The organism is Pseudonocardia sp. CA-142604, assembly GCF_050948475.1.
Lineage (GTDB): Bacteria > Actinomycetota > Actinomycetes > Mycobacteriales > Pseudonocardiaceae > Pseudonocardia > Pseudonocardia alaniniphila.
In genome coordinates this window covers 1,599,262-1,616,184 of the sequence record NZ_CP192045.1, presented here as the reverse complement: position 1 = coordinate 1,616,184, position 16,923 = coordinate 1,599,262, and the positions used below count along the sequence as shown (strand labels likewise).

Sequence of the window (16,923 nt, the reverse complement as noted above, 5' to 3'; positions counted from 1 at the left end):
GCGGCGGGCGGGCAGCGCCACCGGTCAGGGCACCGCACCACCGGGCGCCGCTCGTCGTCCGGGCACTCCGGCGGCCCGCCACCGGTACTCCACCTGTGGACGACCGGTGCTCCCGTACCGGGAGTGCCGCTCGGCGAGACCCGCCTCCGCCAGGTACTCGAGATAGCGCCGGGCCGTCACGCGGGACGCCCCGAGGCCCTCGGCCACCTCGGCGGCGGTGAGCCCGGCATCCCCGGCCGCAGCCAGTCTGCGGGCCACGGCATCGAGGGACTCGCGGCTCACACCCTTCGGGAGGCCGCCGGCGGGAGCGGGCGCACGCAGGGTGTGGAACAGGCCGTCGACGTCCTCCTGCGCGACCATCGGGCCCGCGCCGAGCCGCGACCGGTACTCCAGGAAGCCCTCCAGCTTCGTGCGCACCGCGCTGAACGTGAACGGCTTGACCAGGTACTGCGTGGCGCCGAAGGAGATCGCCGCCTGGACCACGGCGAGATCGCGCGCCCGCGTCACCATGATGACGTCGGTGGTGTGCCCCGCGGCCCGCATCCGGCGCAGCACCTCGAGCCCGCTGGTGTCGGGCAGGTGCACGTCGAGCAGGACGAGTTCCACCGTGCGGCTGTCGAGCAGCCGCAGCGCCTCGGCCCCCGATCCCGCGCTCCCCACCACCTCGAAACCGCGCACGCGGCCGACGTAGCTGGCGTGAGCGGCGGCCGCGATGGGGTCGTCCTCGACGATCAGGGTGCGAATCATGCCCTCACCAGCGGGAGGTGCACAGCGAACTCGGCGCCCCGCGCGCGGTCCCGTCCGGATCGGTCCACATCGGCTCCGTCCGTTTCGGATGATCCCAGCTCGGCCCCGTTCCGGCCGGGGGCGTCCCCATCGGACGTACGGAGCCGCACCCACCCGCCATGCCGCTGGGCCGCCTGCCGTGCCAGCGCCAGCCCCAGACCGCGGCCCAGCCCGTCGTGCGGCTTGGTGCTCCAGCCCCGCTCGAAAGCGCGCTCGCCGTCGTCTGCTGCGATCCCGGGACCGCTGTCGGTCACGCACAGCTCCACGGCGTCGCCGGTGACGCGGGCACTGATCCGGACCCAGCGAGGTGCGGGGGCGTCCTCGGCGGCGTCGATCGCGTTGTCGAGCAGGTTGCCCACGATCGTGACGAGGTCGCGGGGGTCGGCGATCCCGGCCGGCACCCGGGTGCCCTCGGCCACCTGCAGCGTGACGCCCCGCTCCCCCGCCTCTGCCGCCTTCCCGACGACGAGAGCCGCCAACTCGGGCACGGCGATCCCGACCAGCACGGCGTCGGTGAGCTGCTGGGACACGGCGAGCTCGGACGCCGCGAACTCCAGCGCGTCGTCCGGGCGGCCGAGCTCGATCAGCGAGATCACGGTGTGCAGCTGGTTGGCCGCCTCGTGGGCCTGGGCATTGAGCGAGTCGGCGAAACCGCGGATCGTCTGCAGCTCGCTGACCAGGGCCCGCAGCTCTGTGTGATCGCGCAGCGTCACCACGGTGCCGAGGTGCCGCCCCGCCCACCGCGCAGCTCCCTGGCTCACCACCACGATCCGGTCGGCCGTCAGATGGATCTCGTCCTCGCGCGCCTCACCGGTGGCGAGCGCGGCCCCCAGCTCGGCCGACAGCCCGATCTCGTCGACGCGACGGCCCTGCGCGTCGGGCGGCAGCGCCAGCAGCCGCTGGGCCTCGTCGTTGACCAGCTGCACCCGCCCGGAACGGTCGAGCAGCAGCAGTCCCTCCCGCACGGCGTGCAGCACCGCGTCGTAGTACTCGTACATGCGCGCCAGCTCGGCCGGCCCGAGGTCATGGGTGCTGCGCCGCAGCCACCTGCTCACCAGCCACGAACCGGCCGCGGCGAGCAGCAGCGCCACGCCCGCAGCCCCGAGCACCAGCGGCATCTCGCGCTGCAGCTCCCGTGACACCTTCACGACCGTGCGCCCGACCGACACCAGCGCCACGACGTTCCCATGGTCGAGCACCGGGACGACGGCACGCACCGAGGGACCGAGGGTGCCGGTGTAGGTCTCCGTGAACTGCTGATCCCCGCGCTTCGCCGGCTCGATCGTGCCCTGGAAGACCTGCCCGATCTGGGCCGGGTTCGGGTGCGAGAGGCGGATGCCGTCCAGCCGCATGACGACGACGAAGTCGGTGGCGGTGTCGATCCGGATCTGCTCCGCGAGGGGCTGCAGCACGGCCACGGGGTCGCGCTCGCCGAGGGCGGCGCGCACGTCCGGCGAGGCGGCGAGGGTGTGCGCGATACCGAGCATCTCCTCCGCGGCCGCGTCGCGGTTGGTCTCGTTCAACTGGACGTACGTGGCCGCCGCGACCCCCGTCAGCACGATCACCACGATCGCCGCCTGGAGTGCGAAGAACTGGCCGGCGAGGCTCCACCGGCTGCGGCGCCTGGCCACCGTCGTCACCGCCCGTCGTACGAAATGAACGAAATGGTGACGGCCACCACGTCGCCCCGCATAGTCGCCGCGATAGTTGCCGGTACACGGGTGCCGGCGCAACGTCCGACGCTGCCGTCGGCTCCCCGGAGGACACGTGTCAACCACCGAAACACCGCCCAAGAAGGACCGGACCCACTACCTGTACATCACCGTGATCGCCGCGGTCGTGCTGGGGGTCGTCGTCGGTCTGGTCTCGCCGGACCTGGGCAAGGACCTCAAGCCCCTCGGCACGGCGTTCGTCAACCTGATCAAGATGATGATCTCCCCGGTCATCTTCTGCACGATCGTCCTCGGCATCGGATCGATCCGGAAGGCCGCGACGGTCGGCCGCGTCGGCGGCCTGGCTCTCGCCTACTTCATCGGCATGTCCACGTTCGCGCTGGCGATCGGGCTCGTCGTCGGCAACGTCCTGCAGCCCGGCACCGGGCTGCAGCTCGCCGAGGCCGCGCACTACAACGCGCCCGAGGCCGAGTCGCTGTCGGACTTCCTCGTCGGGATCATCCCGACCACGCTCTTCTCCCCGCTGGTCGGCGACAGCGTGCTCTCGACGCTCTTCGTCGCGCTGCTGGTCGGTTTCGGCGTGCAGGCCCTCGGGCGCTCGGGCGAGCCGATCCTGCGCGGCGTGAAGCACATCGAGCGGCTCGTCTTCCGGGTGCTCGCGATGGTCATGTGGGCGGCCCCGATCGGCGCGTTCGGCGCGATCGCGGCAGTGGTCGGCGAGACCGGCTGGTCCGCGGTGATCGCACTGTTCCAGATGATGGCCGCCTTCTACCTGACCTGCGCGATCTTCGTGTTCGTGGTGCTCGGGCTCGTGCTGCGGCTCGGCGCCGGGATCAACATCTTCTCGCTGCTGCGCTACCTGAGCAGGGAGTTCCTGCTCATCGTCTCCACCTCGTCGTCCGAGTCGGCGCTGCCGCGGCTGATCGCGAAGATGGAGCACGTCGGCATCTCCCGTCCCGTCGTCGGAATCACGGTCCCGACCGGCTACTCGTTCAACCTCGACGGCACCGCGATCTACCTGACGATGGCGTCGATCTTCATCGCCGACGCGCTCGGCAGGCCGATGTCGATCGGCGAGCAGATCGCGCTCCTGCTCTTCATGATCATCGCCTCCAAGGGTGCGGCCGGCGTCTCCGGCGCCGGGCTCGCCACGCTCGCGGGCGGGCTGGCCTCGCACCGTCCGGACCTCGTCGACGGCGTCGGCCTCATCGTCGGGATCGACCGGTTCATGTCGGAGGCCCGCGCGGTCACGAACTTCGCAGGCAACGCCGTCGCCACCGTCCTGATCGGCAACTGGGTCGGCGAGTTCGACCGCGAGCGCGCCGAACGCGTCCTGAGCGGTGCCGAGCCCTTCGACGAGGCCACGATGCTCGACGACGACCACGGCTCGGCCGAGCCTGCCGACCGGGACGCGGAGACCACCGCGCCGACGCCGCAGAAGCGAGCCGAGGACGCCACGGTCTGACCCCGAACGGACGTATCTCCCGGGCCGGGACGGACCCGCAGGCGTTTCGTCGAGGTCAGGGCGGGTAATCCCGGCGGCCTCCACCGTCGACACGGACGGCGAGGTGTGGGTCGCGCGCCACGCGGCTCCACCCCCTCTCGTACCTGGGCGGATACGCCCATTCGAGTGACACACGAGGGCCCGCCGCGAGGGGTGGTTGTGCGTGGCGTTGCACGGTTCTGTCAGGCTGAGCAGTGAAGATGACCTGCGGACATCCGATTCGCGGTGTCCGCACGGAGAGGAGAACCACGACATGGCACTGCCCACGCTTACGCCAGAGCAGCGCGCTGAGGCCCTGAAGAAGGCCGCCGCTGCCCGCACTGCCCGCAAGGAGCTGCGCGACGCGATCGCCCGCGGGGAGCAGACCATCCCGGCGGTACTCGACCGCGCGAAGTCCGACACGGTCGTCGGGAAGACGAAGGTGGCCGATCTGCTCAAGAGCCTTCCCGGCTACGGGCCGGCCAAGGTCTCCGCGCTGCTCGAGCAGACGGGCATCGACGCCTCCCGGCGCGCAGCCGGACTCGGCGAGCGCCAGCGCCAGGCGCTGCTCGACGCCCTGAAGTAGACCCGCACCACCACCACCTGCGTCAGGCGCCGTGAGAGCGGCCCCGACGCTTCGGCCCGTGACTGGTACCCGGCGTTCGCGCCGGGACCGGCCACGGCGGGCGAGTTCGTCTGCGCTCCGGATCGACACGCACCACTGCCGACCGGCAGGCTGTGCCCGTGGAACGCTACGTCGATGTCGCCCCGGGCGTCCGGCTCTGGGCGGAGGACATCCCCTCGACAGGCCCGCAACCCGGTGAGCCGCTGCTGCTCGTGATGGGAGCCGGTACGTCCGGCGTGGCCTGGCCAGACGCCCTGATCGAACTGCTCGCGGAACATCACCGGGTCATTCGCTACGACCATCGCGACACCGGCCGCTCCTCCACAATGTTCGAGGAGGAGCCCTACGGAATCACCGATCTCGCGAGGGACGCCGTCGCCGTCCTCGACGCCTTCGAGGTCCCACGTGCCCACGTCGTGGGCATGTCGATGGGTGGCCTGCTCGTGCAGCTGATGCTGCTCGACCACCCCGAGCGGCTCGCCTCCGCCACCCTGTTCTGCACCGGTGCCCTGGCGATGCAGGGCGCGCCGGAGCTCCCCGAGCCCGAGACCGCCCTGCTGCGGCTGTGGGGAGAGCTCGACGACCCCCGCGACGCCGAGGGCGAGCTCCGCTGGCGTGTGGAGCACTGGCGTCTGCTCAACGGCTCCGGCACCCCGTTCGACCCTGCCGAGTTCCGTGCGCTCGAGGAACGCGTCGTCGCGCACGCCGGCCGGACCGAGGCCGTGGTCGCCCACGCCCGCATGGACACCAGCGGGCTGGACCGCGGGGCCGAGCTCGCCACCGTCACGGTGCCGACGCTGGTGATCGAGGCACCGGAGGACCCCGCGTACCCGCCGCCGCACTCCGGTCACCTCGTCCGGACCCTCGGCCAGGCCCGGCTGGTCCGGATTCCGGGAATGGGCCATGCCATCAACCACACGGTCGTCTCGCCGCTCGCCGCGGCGATCCTCACCCAGACCACCCAGACGGCCACTCCGGCAGCCTGACCGGCCGCCCCGCCCCGCCGACCGAGACGACGAGAGGTACGGAGCATGGGAATCGAGGATCCGGACGCCGACGTGGCCGAGCAGCACCAGCCCGTCGATGACGACGACAGCGCCGACACCGTCGAGGACCCCGACAGCCTGCCGCTGGAGGCCGACCCGGCCGACGTCGCCGAGCAGCGCGAGATCGTGCCCGAGTACGACGACGACGCGAGGTAACGCCCGGGCGACCGGTTCCGATGTACGACGCCGAGCCGGTCACCGGGCGTCCCTGGTGTCACAGGAGACCCGGCTGCCGCGCGTTCGATCCCATACGGTGGACAACCACTGTCATCCGACCGGGTGGTTTATCGAAGGTTCCCATCGGCGTGGATGGCCGGACACGCCGGTCGACCCCTCGGCTCGGGCCCGCTCGGCGATGCGGAGCGACAGCTGCCGCCACACGATTCGGGCGCCCTTTCCTTCATTTCTCACACCCGTGCGAAGGAGCGCCGATCGACGGCGCGGAGTGCTTCTGTTTCGCAACGTAGCCGTGCGATCACCGAGTGTCTACGCGACGAGAGTTGCTGATGTTGCTCCCGATCATCGCCATCGACCCGGACGGCACGCCCGTACGGGAGCAACGGGCCTCTCACCTGCACCTCCGGCAGAAGCCGGGCACGTAGGGCAACTCCGGCGGCGAGCGCTCGCGAAGCCGCGGCGCCGCGGCGCGTCGAGCCGCCCCCCGATCGGTTCGGAACGTCCCTCCGTAGCGCACCACAACGCCGTGGAACGCGAGCGCGATTTCGCGTCAGAACGACACTCCCGCGCGCGGCCCCGCCCGGCCCTCGAACAGCCCGTCGTCGCCCACCGAATGGGTTACACGACACGCAGTGACCTAGGAGCGGGGCGGTTCGGCCCATATGGCATCGTTCCCGCCGCGTGACGCGGGGAGGAGAACGGTGAAGGTCATCTCGATCATCAACCACAAAGGCGGAGTGGGTAAAACCACCCTCACCGCCAACCTCGGCGCCGGGCTCGCAGCCCGGGGTCAGAAGGTGCTACTCGTCGATCTGGACGCACAGGCCAGCCTGACGGTCTCGTTCTTCACCCAGAGCGAGTGGACGGCCGACCTGCTGCCGAGCAGGACCATCAAGCACTGGTTCGACGGCATCGGCACGACGGAGGCGATGGCAGATCCATCATCTCTCGTATCGTCGCCGCCGCGTGTCCACGACAAGCTCGCTCGCAGCAGCGGCACGCTCAGCCTCATCGCCGCGCACCGCGACCTCTCCGACATCGAGACCGAGCTGGCCGCGGAGCTCCTGAGCGAGCCCAAGCGCTTCGCGGAACTGCACGGGCGGCTGCGCGACGGCCTCGTCCACCCGGCCTTCGCCGACTACGACGTCGTACTGATCGACTGCGCGCCGAACTTCGGCCTCATCGCGAAGAACGCCGTGGCGGCGAGCGACCTGCTGCTGATCCCCACCAAGCCGGACTACCTGTCGACCAACGGCATCGACTCGCTCGGACTGAAGATCCGGTCCTTCATCGAGGAGTACAACGACTACTCCCCGGTGCCTGTCGAGCGCCCCGCAGCGGCGGTCGTCTTCACCATGGTCCAGAACCACGACGGAGCGCCCATCGAGGCCCAGCGCAGCGTCATCAGCCGCATCGTCGCCCGCGAGGTGCCGACCTTCGCCACGACCATGCGGGACAGCAAGTCGGTCTACGGGCCCGCGCCCGAGCACGGGGTGCCGGTGATCCTCGGCGGCACCGGCCGCGCCCAGACGCGCGAGCTGCGCGACATGGTTTCCGAGCTCTCAGGCCGCCTCGAAGGGATCGCTGCATGACAGGCACGACCACCACCGCCCCGCTCACCGCAGCCCTTCAGCAGGCCACTGAGATGGTCAGGACGCTCACCCCGCAGCAGCTCGACGATCTCGCCGCCGGCCGCGGTGAGCTCGTCTTCCGTCGCGCCCCGCACGCCGCCAGCACCCGTTCCAGCGCCCCCACCCGCAGGCCCCGCCCCGAGGTGGACGTCAGCGCGGACGTGGCGGAGATCAACCGCCTCGGCACGCCCGGCGAGGTGGACGACTACCTGCACCAGCACGACGGCCGGTTCACCGTGCCGGTCCTGCGGCAGATCGCCAGGGCGCTCGGCCCGACGGTCCTGACCACGGGACGCACCAAGGCCGAGATCCGGCGCGACATCGTCGCGGGTACCGCAGGCTTCCGCACGCGGTCGGCCGCGATGTCCGGCGGAGCCTGGGCCAAGTAGAGCAGCGCGAGAAAACTACGAGCCGCACGTCAGCGCCCTCGGCGGGGCGTTGACGTGCGGCTCGCAGTGGTCACGGGGCCGATACGCGACTACGCGCGATCGGGCCGCAGCGGGCTGCGCTCCCCCGCCTCCACGGCTACCGACAGCATGTTGCCCGCGGGCGGCAGCGGGCAGGTGGCGAAGTCCGTGAACGCGCACGGCAGGTTGACCACCCGGTTCAGATCCAGGGTCAGCGTGCCGTCGGCCGCAGGGTCGTCCGTGCGCACGACCCGGCCGCCCGGGTAGGTGGAGACGCCCGAGGTGGCGTCGCGGAAGTGCAGTGACAGGCCACCGGCCTTCCCTGCCATCGCGACGAGCACGTGCTCCTGCCCGTAGAGCTGGAAGCGCACCTCACCCACGGCCGTCAGGTAGTGGTGGAGCCCCTCCACCACGGCGTCCACGGTGACCGGGCGCGGGCCGGCGTAGGGCTCGAACCGTGCGTCCAGCACCCAGCACTCGTCCACGGGGAACGTCGGCACGCCCGTGAAGGCCGTGCGCGTGATCGCCTCGGGGTCGCGCACGCGGATCGCGTGGGAGTCGGTGCGGCGGACGACCTCGATGACGGCGTCGCCCCTCTCGACGAGGGAGCCGGGCAGGCCGTCCATCGGGTGCAGAGTGACCGTGCCGTCGATCGGGCGGGGCTCCCGTACCGAGCGGACCACGAGCCCGTCGGCGGCCGTGGCCGTGACCACCACGCCATCCGGAGTGGCGCTCCACAGGCCCGGGATCCCGTCGAAGCCTGCGGGCTCCGGCGTGAGCCAGTGCAGGGCGGTGAGGCTCAGCCAACCGTGCGGAGCGCGCAGCTCCTCCTCGCGCTCGCGGTGCCAGCTGCTCCAGCCGCGCACCAGGTCGGGCAAAGTGCTCGTCATACCGGTTCCAACGCCGGTCGATCTCGGTTCATGCCAGGATCATGCCTCCTCATCCAGCGGCCCAGGCCTTTGCGAGTAGCTCGTAGCTGCGCACCCGGTCGGTGTGCTCGGTGGTGATCGTGGTGACGATCAGCTCGTCGGCCCCGGTCACCCGCGCCAGCGTCCACAGCTTCTCCACCACCGTGGACGGCGAGCCGACGATCTGCGTGGACACCCGGTCGGCCACCGCGGCCCGTTCCTCGTCCGTCCACACGCGCGCTCTCGCCTGCTCCGGCGTCACGTAAGGCTCGGCGCCCGTGCCCCTCCGGATGCCGAGGACCCACTGGCCGTAGGGCGCGGCGAGCTCCTCGGCGGTGGCGTCGTCGTCTGCCACCACGACGTCGGCCGAGACGGCGACGTAGGGCCGTTCCAGGCGGCGCGGACCCGTCCCGGGCCGGAACGCCGTGCGGTACGCCTCGACCGTGTCCAGCACGGACGACGGCACGACGTGGTACGCGGCAGCGAGCGGCAGGCCGGCCGCACCCGCCGTCGTCGCGCTGTCGCCGCTGCCGGCCGCGAGCACCCAGACCTCGAGATCCGCTCCCTCGGCCACGGCCACGTGCAGTGGGAGGCCGTCCGCAGCGATCGCCGTGCCGTCCAGGTAGGACAGGATGTCGGCCACCTGCTGTGCGTAGTCGGCCGATGCGGTGTCGAAGCTGATGCCGAGCAGGGGTGCGAGCACGGTCACCCGCGCCGGGAGGCCACCGCCCGGCGGCGGGGTCGGGATCAGGAGGCCGTCGACGACCCGGTCCTCCGGCGGGGTGCCCCCCGAAGCGGGAGAAGCCGCCTGCGCAGCGGGCGACCGGCGCCGGGACGGCCCGGTGCGCCCGAGGCCCAGGTCGATCCGTCCGGGGTGCAGAGCGGCGATCTCGCCCATCTGCTCGGCGGCCACCATCGGCAGTGCGGGAGGCATCAGCACTGCGCCCGAACCGACCCGGATCCGCTCGGTCGCCCCGGCGATCATCGCGACCAGCACCGGCGCCGACGACGACGCGACTCCGGTGACCCCGTGATGCTCGGCCACCCAGAACCGGTTGTAGCCCGCTCGGTCTGCGGCCCTGGCGAGGTCGACCGAGTTGCGGATCGCGTCGGCCGCGGTGCCGCCCGCGGGCACCGGCGCGAGGTCCAGGATCGACAGGGGAAGCTCCGGGTGACTCGTCATCCCAGCGTCTCCTCCCGGGAGGTCGCTCGGCCGGGATCGATCGCGGTGCGCTCCACGGCTCGCGTCGGAACGGTCGTCACAGTCGTCATGTGCCCACTTCCAGGGTCGGTACGCCGCGCCGCCGCCCGGCGATGGCGGCGAGCAGCTCTCGGGTGTAGTCCTCACCCGGGGCGTCGAACAGCTCGGCGGTCGGGCGCAGCTCCACGAGCCGCCCGTCCCGCATGACGCCCACGCGATGCGCGACCCTGCGCACCACGGCGAGATCGTGGGAGATGAACAGGTATGCCAAGCCGGCACCTGCCTGCAGCTCCGCCAGCAGATCGAGCACCTGTGCCTGCACCGAGACGTCGAGCGCCGACACCGGCTCGTCACAGACTACGAGGTCGGGTGAGAGCGCCAGCGCACGTGCGATCGCGACACGCTGGCGCTGACCGCCGGAGAGCTCGACGGGCCTGCGCACCAGCACCGACGCCGGCAACGCCACCTTCTCCACCAGCTCAGCGGCTCGGCGCCGCTGCTCGGTGGCCGATCCGACCCGGAAGGCCCGCAGGGGCTCGGTGACGACGTCCTCCACGCTGAATCTCGGGTCCAGCGAGGCGTAGGGGTTCTGGTAGATCAGCTGCGCGCGCCGGCGAAGCTCCCGCCAGTCCTTCCCCTTCGCCCTCGTGATGTCCGCGCCGTCGAAGATCACCTGCCCGGCCGTCGGGTCGGCGAGCCGCAGCACGAGCCGCGCCGTGGTCGACTTGCCCGACCCCGACTCGCCCACCAGCGCGAGCGTCTGGCCGCGGGTGATGGTGAAGCTGACGTCGTCGACGGCGCGCAGCACGCCTCGGCGGCCGTTCACCCGGGGCAGCGGGAAGTCCTTGACCAGGTTGCGCACCTCGACGAGCGGCTCGCCCGCGGGGGCGGGCGCCGGGGCCGGCTCCGTGGAAGCGGGGCGCAGGCCCGGTGCGCTCGCCAGCAGCGTGCGCGTGTACGGGTCGGACGGGGAGGCGAGTATCGGGCCGACCGGCCCTTCCTCGACGATCCTGCCGCCCGACATCACGAGGATCCGGTCGGCCCGGTCGGCGGCCACCCCCAGGTCGTGGGTGATGAGCAGCACCGCGGTGCCGGACTCGCGGGTGAGCTCCTCGAGATGGTCGAGGATGCGGCGCTGCACGGTCGCGTCGAGCGCGCTGGTCGGTTCGTCGGCGATGAGGAGCCTGGGGTTCGCCGCCACCGCGATCGCGATCAACACCCGCTGCCGCATGCCACCGGACAGCTCGTGCGGATACTGCCCGGCCCGAACCCGCGGGTCGGGCAGCCCGGCCCTGGCCAGGAGCTCGATCGCGTCGATCGCCGCCCGGCGCCGGTCGGCCAGCCCATGAACACGCAGCGCCTCCGCCACCTGCGTGCCGATCTTCTGCACGGGGTTCAGCGACACCGTCGGGTCCTGCGGGACGAGCCCGATCCGGCGTCCGCGGATCGACCGCATCGCCTTCTCCGGCAAGCCCGCCAGCTCCTCGACCGGCCCCTGTCCGGTGGCGAGCCGAATGCTTCCCCGCGCGACCGTGCCGCCCGGCGGCAGCAGCCCGATCACGGCCTGGGCCAGCGTGGACTTGCCCGACCCCGACTCCCCCACGACCGCCACCACCTCGCCGGGCGCCACCGTCAACGACGCGCCGCGAACGGCATGCAGCAGCCCGCCGGCCGTCCGGTAGGAGACGTCGAGGCCCTCGACCTGCAACAACGGCTCGGCTGACGCGGAGCGTTCGGTCGACCCGCTCATGACGCCCGGCTCCATTCCCCGTCCAGTGCGCGGGAGATCCGGTTGACCGACAGCACGGTCGCGGCGATCGCGAACCCCGGCATCGCGCACAGCCACCAGGAGGCGGCGATGTAGTTGCGGCCCTCCGCGATGAGCGACCCCCATTCCGGAGCAGGCGGCGGCGCCCCGTAACCGAGGAAGCTCAGCGACGACACCGCGAGGATCGCCAGGCCGAACTCCAGCACCGCGAGCACCAGCACAGGCCCGGCCGCGTTGGGCAGCACGTGGCGCACCAGCGTGACGCGCCACCGCGTCCCCACCGAGCGCGCCGCCTCCACGTAGGTCGACTGCCGGATCCGCAGCGTCTCCGCCCGCATCACCCTGGCGAAGTTCGCGACGCTCGCGATGCCGACGGCGATCGCCACCTTGATCGTGCCGTAGCCCAGCGCCGTGATCAGGGCCAGCGACAGCAAGATCGCCGGGATCGCCATCAGCACGTCGACCACACGCATCAGGCCCTCGTCGACCCACCGCCCGACGAACCCGGCGAGCAGGCCGATGAGTCCACCGACCACCAGCGCCACGGCGACCGCGATCACCGTGGCCTGCAGCGAGAGCGCCGCCCCGTGGACGACCCTGGTGTAGACGTCGCGGCCCAGGTAGTCGGTGCCGAACACGTGGGCGGCGCTGGGCGGCTGGAGCTTGTCCGCCGGCACGCCCGCCGCTGGGTCGCCGCTCGCCAGCACCGTGGGCGCGAACGCCGCGATCAGCACCAGCACGACGAACACGATCGACACGACGAGCCCGGGCCTGCGCACGAAGAAGCGCAGCGCGCGGGCCACCCGCTCCCGCGGCGTCGCGGCGACGGGCTGTGCGGTGGTCGAACCCCGGGGGACCTCGCCCAGGGGTTCCCTGATCAGCAGTTCGGTCATACCGCCGCTCCCGTCGCGATCCTGGGGTCGAGCACCGGATAGATGAGGTCGACGAGCAGGTTGACCGCGACGAACACCGCGGCGGCGAAGACGACGATCCCCTGCACCAGCGGGATGTCCTGGACGCTCACGGCCGAGACCGTCAGCCTGCCCAGCCCTGGCCGGGTGAACACCGTCTCCACCACCACCGAGCCGGCCAGCAGGTTGCCGACCACGTACCCGAGCACGGTGAGCGCCGGGAGTGCCGCGTTGCGCAGCGCGTGCCGCAGGTGGATCGCCACGCGTCCGGCGCCCTTTGCCCGTGCGGTGACGACGTAGGGCTCGTCGAGAGCGGCCGAGAGGCTCTTCGCGAGCACCTGCGCCACGAGCGCACCGGTCGGCAGGCCGAGAGTGATCGCCGGGAGCACCAGCGACTCGAGCCCCTTCGCCCCCACCGAGGGCAACAGCCGCAGCTGGAAGGAGAAGACCTGCACCAGCATCAGCCCGACCCAGAACACCGGCAGCGACACGGCCAGCGACGGCAGGGCCATGAGCAGCTGCCGCAGCCAGCGGGCCGACGTGTAGGTCGCGACGAGCGCCACCGCCCCGCCGAACACGATCGCGAAGGCCAGGCCGGCCACCGAGATCTGGATCGTCGGTGGCAGGGCCTCCCGAATCGCTTCCCCTACGTCCTTCCCGGATTGGATGGACGTGCCGAAGTCGCCGTGCAGGGCGTCCCACAGGCGGGTGCCGTACTGCACGATCAACGGCTGGTCGAGGCCGTAGCGGGCACGCAGCGCGTCGAGGGCCTCCGGGGTGAGCGGCTCGCCGTCGAGCCCGCCGCTGGCCATGGTGGCCACCGGGTCGCCGGGCAGCAGGTAGAGGACGACGAACGAGACCGTGAACGCCGCCCAGAGCACCCCGATCGCCAGTGCGACGCGTCTGACGAGGTAGATGGCCATCGCGCTACTCCGACTTCCAGGCATCGTGCAGGACGATCCGCGACGACGCGTCGAACGTGACGTCGTGGGTGTTCTCCGCGACGCCGAGCACCGTGGTCAGCTCCACCACCGGCACCGCATAGTCGCGCTGCAACAGCAGGCCCTGCGCCTGGCCGACGAGCCCGGCTCGCTCGGCCGCGTCGGGCTGCGCGGCCTGCTCGGCCAGCACCTGGTCGAGCGGCCCCGGCGGGAGCCGGTAGAAGTTGGCGCTCTCCGTGGAGTAGGAGGTTCGCAGGACGTCCGGGTCGGGGCGGGTCGTGTTGCCCCAGGTCGCCTCGAAGTCACCGCTCTGCTGCACCGGCGTCAGGTCGGAGATCGGCCGTTCCCGCAGCCGCAGGTCGATCCCGACCTTCCTGACCTGTTGCTGGATGAGTTCCAGCGCGGGCTTGTTCGTGGCCGCGTTGGCGAAGAACGTCAGCTCGATCGAGAGCGGCTGCCCCGCCTTGGCCCGGATGCCGTCCGGGCCGGGGACCCAGCCTGCCGCATCGAGGGTGGCGGCCGCCTTCGCCGCGTTGAACCCGAGCTGCGCCGACGCGTCGGCGTACGACGGCGTGCTGGACGCCAGCACACCGGTCGCCGGCTTGGTCTGGGAGGTGTAGACGGCTTCGGCCACCTCCCGCCGGTCGATCGCGAGCGACAACGCGTCCCGCACGGCAGGGTCCGACACGATCGGCTTCTGGAGGTTGAAGAAGATCCCGAACGGGATGCCGGGGTTCGCCCTGGCCAGCAACTTGACGCCCACCGCCGTGAGCGGGGCCTCGTCCTGGGGGCCGATGCTGCTGATCGCGTCGACCTCGCCGGACTGCAAGCTCCCGGTCCGCACGCCCGACTCGGGGACGACGCGGAACTCGATGCTGTCCAGGTAGGACTCGCCCCGGTGCTTCCACAGCGAGGAGCCCCAGTCGTAGCCGGCCCGCTTGGTGAGCACCGTCGACTGGTTCATGGTGTAGCTCTCGAGCACGAACGGACCCGACCCCACCACCCCCGCGCAGCGCTCGTCGTCGCTCCGGGCGACCGAGGCGGGCGAGAGGATCCCGAGGCTGAACGTCGAGGTGCCCTGCAGGAACTGCACGTTGGGATGGCTGAAGGACACCGTGAACGTCGTCGGGCTGGTCACGGTGGTGCCCTGGTAGCTCGCCAGGTAGCTCTTCGCCAGCGGGGCGCGCGCACCCAGGTGCGGCACCCTGTCGATGTTGGCCGCCACGGCGTCGGCGTCCAGCGGGGAACCGTCGCTGAAGGTCACCCCCTCGCGCAGCGTGAACGTGTACGAGGTGGCGTCGGGATTGGTCTGCCATGTGGTGGCGAGCCACGGCTTGATCTCCCCGGTGACGGGGTCCTGGTCGGTGAGCGAGTCGACGATCTGGCGCATCGGGTAGATCGAGTCGTTGCTTGTCACCTGCTGCGGATCGACGCAGCCCTGGTCACTGCCCACCGCGAAGCGCAGCGTGCCGCCGGGCTGTGGTGGGCCCGCGGCGGCACCGCCGGATTTCGCGCCGCCGGTACCGCACGCGGCCAGCACGAGCGCCGCGACCGCACCGAGTACGGGTATGGCGAGCCGGCGGCGGGGAGCAGGCCGGGAGATCGATGTCGTCGGGGAGGAACTGACGTCCGATGCGGACATGAGGGTGTGCCACTTTCCGCGGCGACGGCCGCGACAGTCGGGGAGAGCAGAGGGACCGGGCGGACTCAGGCCCGACAGCAGGCGCCGGCGACGCGCAGCAGGTCGATGTGCAAGCGGTGGCGGCAGCCGGTTCCGCGGTAGAACGAGCTCACGTGCCCCCCTCGACTCCGGCCAGGGCACCCGATCGCAGGGCGAGGGTGCTACGGCGCCGTCGAACCACGTCTCTCGGACGGATGGATCGGACGGTACGTAACGGTGCGCGGACGATCAACCCGGCAGAACGAGCCGCTCCTGTGACGTGGAGCGCTCCCGGCTCGCGATATCCCGGGCCAGGCGCACCGCAGCCGGGCGTCACGCTCCTGCGCCGGCCACCTCGCGGTCGAGCACGGCGGCGACCCGCCCGGCCCACCGCTCGTGCGCGGACTGCCGGGTGACACCGGCGGCGTGCGCGATCTCCTCCCAGGTGGCGCCGTGGCGCCGCAACCCGATGAGCACGGGCAGCGGGTCCATCCCCGCGCCGAGCCCGATGCGCAGCTGCAGCAGTTGCCAGGCCCGCTCGCGGCGGAGGGGAATGTCGGTGCCCTCCTCCGCATGCCATTCCACGCTGCCGGGCAGGGGCGGCTTCCCGAGAAGCGCGTCGGCCTGCCGGCCCGCCTCGGTGACCGCCGCGACCTGCACCGCGCCTGCCGCTGCCGTGACGTCGACGGTGAGGGCGATGGCCACGAGATCGTCCGCGTCGAGATCGAACATCTTGTCAGGATGATCCTGACAAACAACGCTGTCAACCACCCGGGCGTTGCGTTGGCCCTGGACGCGATCCTTGGTGTACCAATGGGCTATGAGCGCGCCGCCCAGCGAGACCGACAAACAACGGCGGCTGCGCGCGCACCTCGGCGAGCTGATCGCCGCCATGGCACCCGGTGAACCACTCCCGGCCGAGCGCGACCTGGCACGCGACCTGGGCGTCGCCCGGATGACGCTGCGCCGCGCGGTCGACGGGATGGTGGCCGACGCACTTCTGGTGCGCCGGCAGGGTGCGGGCACGTTCGTCGCGCCGGCGAAGGTGGCGCACCGCCTCTCGGCCAACTCGTTCTCCGCCGACATGCGCGCCCGGGGCCTGCGCCCGGGCAGCCGCACGCTCTCGAGCAGCCGCGAGCCCGCCGGCGTCATGCTGGCCGCGCTGCTGGAGGTGCCCGCGGGCTCTCCGGTGCTGCACGTCCGCAGGCTCCGGCTCGCCGACGACGAACCCATGGCCGTGGAGGACCTGCACGTCCCGGGCGACCTCGTGCCGGGCCTCACGGGTGCCGATCTCGAGGACCGCTCCTACTACGAACTGCTCGCACAGCGCTTCGGCCACCGCATCGTCTCGGGCACGCAGACCGCCGAGGCGGCGTTGACCGGCGCGGAGGACGCCACCGTGCTCGGCATCGAGCCGGGTGCTCCGGCCTTCTGCTTCGAACGCACCTGCCGCGTGGACGGCGGGCGCGTGGCGGAGTTCGTGCGATCGGTCTATCGCGGCGACCGCTACCGGATCATGGTCGACATCTTCCCGTCCTGACCCCCGGCCCGGCCCCTCGATTCGCCCGGAACCGGGCGCGCCCTCCGTGGCCTGCGGCGTCATCCGATCTTCGCGCTCATGATTGCCCAGCGCGGTCTTGACGCCGCAGGGGTGACGAGCGCTACAGTTTCGGACATTTAGACCTCTGGTCTCAATGAGCGGTCTG

General features: G+C 71.7%; 16 protein-coding genes. 7 read left to right on the top strand and 9 right to left on the bottom strand.

The genetic code is table 11. The features are described 5' to 3' along the window. Positions 1-24 precede the first annotated feature (24 nt). Together ACQPZQ_RS07430 and ACQPZQ_RS07425 are read right to left on the bottom strand one after the other, a co-directional pair. Positions 25-747 carry a response regulator gene (locus ACQPZQ_RS07430; protein ID WP_433293368.1) on the bottom strand — a complete coding sequence of 241 codons (723 nt, stop codon included), beginning with the start codon at positions 745-747 and terminating at the stop codon, positions 25-27. Next, a complete protein-coding gene (locus ACQPZQ_RS07425; protein WP_433293366.1) occupies positions 744-2,417 on the bottom strand; it encodes a sensor histidine kinase in 1,674 nt (557 codons plus the stop codon). The genes ACQPZQ_RS07430 and ACQPZQ_RS07425 overlap by 4 nt, the downstream gene beginning before the upstream one ends. 136 nt (positions 2,418-2,553) lie before the next feature. Here ACQPZQ_RS07425 and ACQPZQ_RS07420 point away from each other — a divergent pair, with 136 nt between their 5' ends. The 6 genes from ACQPZQ_RS07420 (at position 2,554) to ACQPZQ_RS07395 (ending at position 7,810) form a co-directional block, all read left to right on the top strand. Continuing rightward, positions 2,554-3,924 carry a cation:dicarboxylate symporter family transporter gene (locus ACQPZQ_RS07420; protein ID WP_433293363.1) on the top strand — a complete coding sequence of 457 codons (1,371 nt, stop codon included), beginning with the start codon at positions 2,554-2,556 and terminating at the stop codon, positions 3,922-3,924. A 292-nt stretch (positions 3,925-4,216) separates the two neighbouring features. Continuing rightward, a complete protein-coding gene (gene mihF / locus ACQPZQ_RS07415; protein ID WP_241034699.1) occupies positions 4,217-4,528 on the top strand; it encodes an integration host factor, actinobacterial type in 312 nt (103 codons plus the stop codon). 158 nt (positions 4,529-4,686) lie between these two features. After that, positions 4,687-5,553 (top strand): alpha/beta fold hydrolase, encoded by an 867-nt coding sequence (locus ACQPZQ_RS07410; protein ID WP_433293361.1) that lies wholly within the window; start codon positions 4,687-4,689, stop codon positions 5,551-5,553. 45 nt (positions 5,554-5,598) lie between these two features. Beyond that, on the top strand, positions 5,599-5,769 hold the full coding sequence (locus ACQPZQ_RS07405) for a hypothetical protein (RefSeq protein ID WP_433293358.1): 171 nt from the start codon (positions 5,599-5,601) through the stop codon (positions 5,767-5,769). A gap of 722 nt (positions 5,770-6,491) precedes the next feature. Further along, a complete protein-coding gene (locus tag ACQPZQ_RS07400; RefSeq protein WP_433293356.1) occupies positions 6,492-7,382 on the top strand; it encodes a ParA family protein in 891 nt (296 codons plus the stop codon). Further along, positions 7,379-7,810, top strand: coding sequence for a hypothetical protein (locus tag ACQPZQ_RS07395; RefSeq protein WP_433293353.1), 432 nt, complete (start codon positions 7,379-7,381; stop codon positions 7,808-7,810). Before ACQPZQ_RS07400 ends, ACQPZQ_RS07395 begins: the two co-directional genes overlap by 4 nt. Before the next feature lie 89 nt (positions 7,811-7,899). Here ACQPZQ_RS07395 and ACQPZQ_RS07390 read toward each other — a convergent pair whose 3' ends face one another. The 7 genes from ACQPZQ_RS07390 to ACQPZQ_RS07360 form a co-directional block, all read right to left on the bottom strand. Then, on the bottom strand, positions 7,900-8,718 hold the full coding sequence (locus ACQPZQ_RS07390) for a DUF1684 domain-containing protein (RefSeq protein ID WP_433293350.1): 819 nt from the start codon (positions 8,716-8,718) through the stop codon (positions 7,900-7,902). Positions 8,719-8,767: 49 nt separating this feature from the next. Continuing rightward, a complete protein-coding gene (locus tag ACQPZQ_RS07385; RefSeq protein WP_433293346.1) occupies positions 8,768-9,919 on the bottom strand; it encodes an LLM class flavin-dependent oxidoreductase in 1,152 nt (383 codons plus the stop codon). An 85-nt stretch (positions 9,920-10,004) separates the two neighbouring features. After that, positions 10,005-11,687, bottom strand: a complete 1,683-nt coding sequence (locus tag ACQPZQ_RS07380) for a dipeptide ABC transporter ATP-binding protein (RefSeq protein ID WP_433293343.1) — start codon at positions 11,685-11,687, stop codon at positions 10,005-10,007. Continuing rightward, positions 11,684-12,598, bottom strand: coding sequence for an ABC transporter permease (locus ACQPZQ_RS07375; protein WP_433293341.1), 915 nt, complete (start codon positions 12,596-12,598; stop codon positions 11,684-11,686). Before ACQPZQ_RS07375 ends, ACQPZQ_RS07380 begins: the two co-directional genes overlap by 4 nt. After that, positions 12,595-13,539, bottom strand: coding sequence for an ABC transporter permease (locus ACQPZQ_RS07370; RefSeq protein WP_433293339.1), 945 nt, complete (start codon positions 13,537-13,539; stop codon positions 12,595-12,597). Before ACQPZQ_RS07370 ends, ACQPZQ_RS07375 begins: the two co-directional genes overlap by 4 nt. 4 nt (positions 13,540-13,543) lie before the next feature. After that, the gene (locus ACQPZQ_RS07365) at positions 13,544-15,199 is read right to left on the bottom strand and encodes an ABC transporter substrate-binding protein (RefSeq protein WP_433293337.1); all 1,656 of its coding nucleotides are present in this window, start codon (positions 15,197-15,199) and stop codon (positions 13,544-13,546) included. 351 nt (positions 15,200-15,550) lie between these two features. Beyond that, positions 15,551-15,949 (bottom strand): hypothetical protein, encoded by a 399-nt coding sequence (locus ACQPZQ_RS07360; RefSeq protein ID WP_433293334.1) that lies wholly within the window; start codon positions 15,947-15,949, stop codon positions 15,551-15,553. Between the two features lie 88 nt (positions 15,950-16,037). Between ACQPZQ_RS07360 and ACQPZQ_RS07355 the strand changes: the two genes are divergently transcribed. Beyond that, entirely contained in the window at positions 16,038-16,757 is a 720-nt protein-coding gene (locus tag ACQPZQ_RS07355) for a GntR family transcriptional regulator (RefSeq protein ID WP_433293332.1), read from the top strand. Positions 16,758-16,923 lie beyond the last annotated feature (166 nt).

What these genes read in the sequence shown, in the direction of transcription:
- ACQPZQ_RS07430 (WP_433293368.1), bottom strand. Translation starts at nt 747, where the DNA reads ATGATTCGCACCCTGATCGTCGAGGACGACCCCATCGCGGCCGCCGCT.
- mihF (WP_241034699.1), top strand. Translation starts at nt 4,217, where the DNA reads ATGGCACTGCCCACGCTTACGCCAGAGCAGCGCGCTGAGGCCCTGAAG.
- ACQPZQ_RS07405 (WP_433293358.1), top strand. Translation starts at nt 5,599, where the DNA reads ATGGGAATCGAGGATCCGGACGCCGACGTGGCCGAGCAGCACCAGCCC.
- ACQPZQ_RS07395 (WP_433293353.1), top strand. Translation starts at nt 7,379, where the DNA reads ATGACAGGCACGACCACCACCGCCCCGCTCACCGCAGCCCTTCAGCAG.
- ACQPZQ_RS07390 (WP_433293350.1), bottom strand. Translation starts at nt 8,718, where the DNA reads ATGACGAGCACTTTGCCCGACCTGGTGCGCGGCTGGAGCAGCTGGCAC.
- ACQPZQ_RS07385 (WP_433293346.1), bottom strand. Translation starts at nt 9,919, where the DNA reads ATGACGAGTCACCCGGAGCTTCCCCTGTCGATCCTGGACCTCGCGCCG.
- ACQPZQ_RS07380 (WP_433293343.1), bottom strand. Translation starts at nt 11,687, where the DNA reads ATGAGCGGGTCGACCGAACGCTCCGCGTCAGCCGAGCCGTTGTTGCAG.
- ACQPZQ_RS07375 (WP_433293341.1), bottom strand. Translation starts at nt 12,598, where the DNA reads ATGACCGAACTGCTGATCAGGGAACCCCTGGGCGAGGTCCCCCGGGGT.
- ACQPZQ_RS07370 (WP_433293339.1), bottom strand. Translation starts at nt 13,539, where the DNA reads ATGGCCATCTACCTCGTCAGACGCGTCGCACTGGCGATCGGGGTGCTC.
- ACQPZQ_RS07365 (WP_433293337.1), bottom strand. Translation starts at nt 15,199, where the DNA reads ATGTCCGCATCGGACGTCAGTTCCTCCCCGACGACATCGATCTCCCGG.
- ACQPZQ_RS07360 (WP_433293334.1), bottom strand. Translation starts at nt 15,949, where the DNA reads ATGTTCGATCTCGACGCGGACGATCTCGTGGCCATCGCCCTCACCGTC.
- ACQPZQ_RS07355 (WP_433293332.1), top strand. Translation starts at nt 16,038, where the DNA reads ATGAGCGCGCCGCCCAGCGAGACCGACAAACAACGGCGGCTGCGCGCG.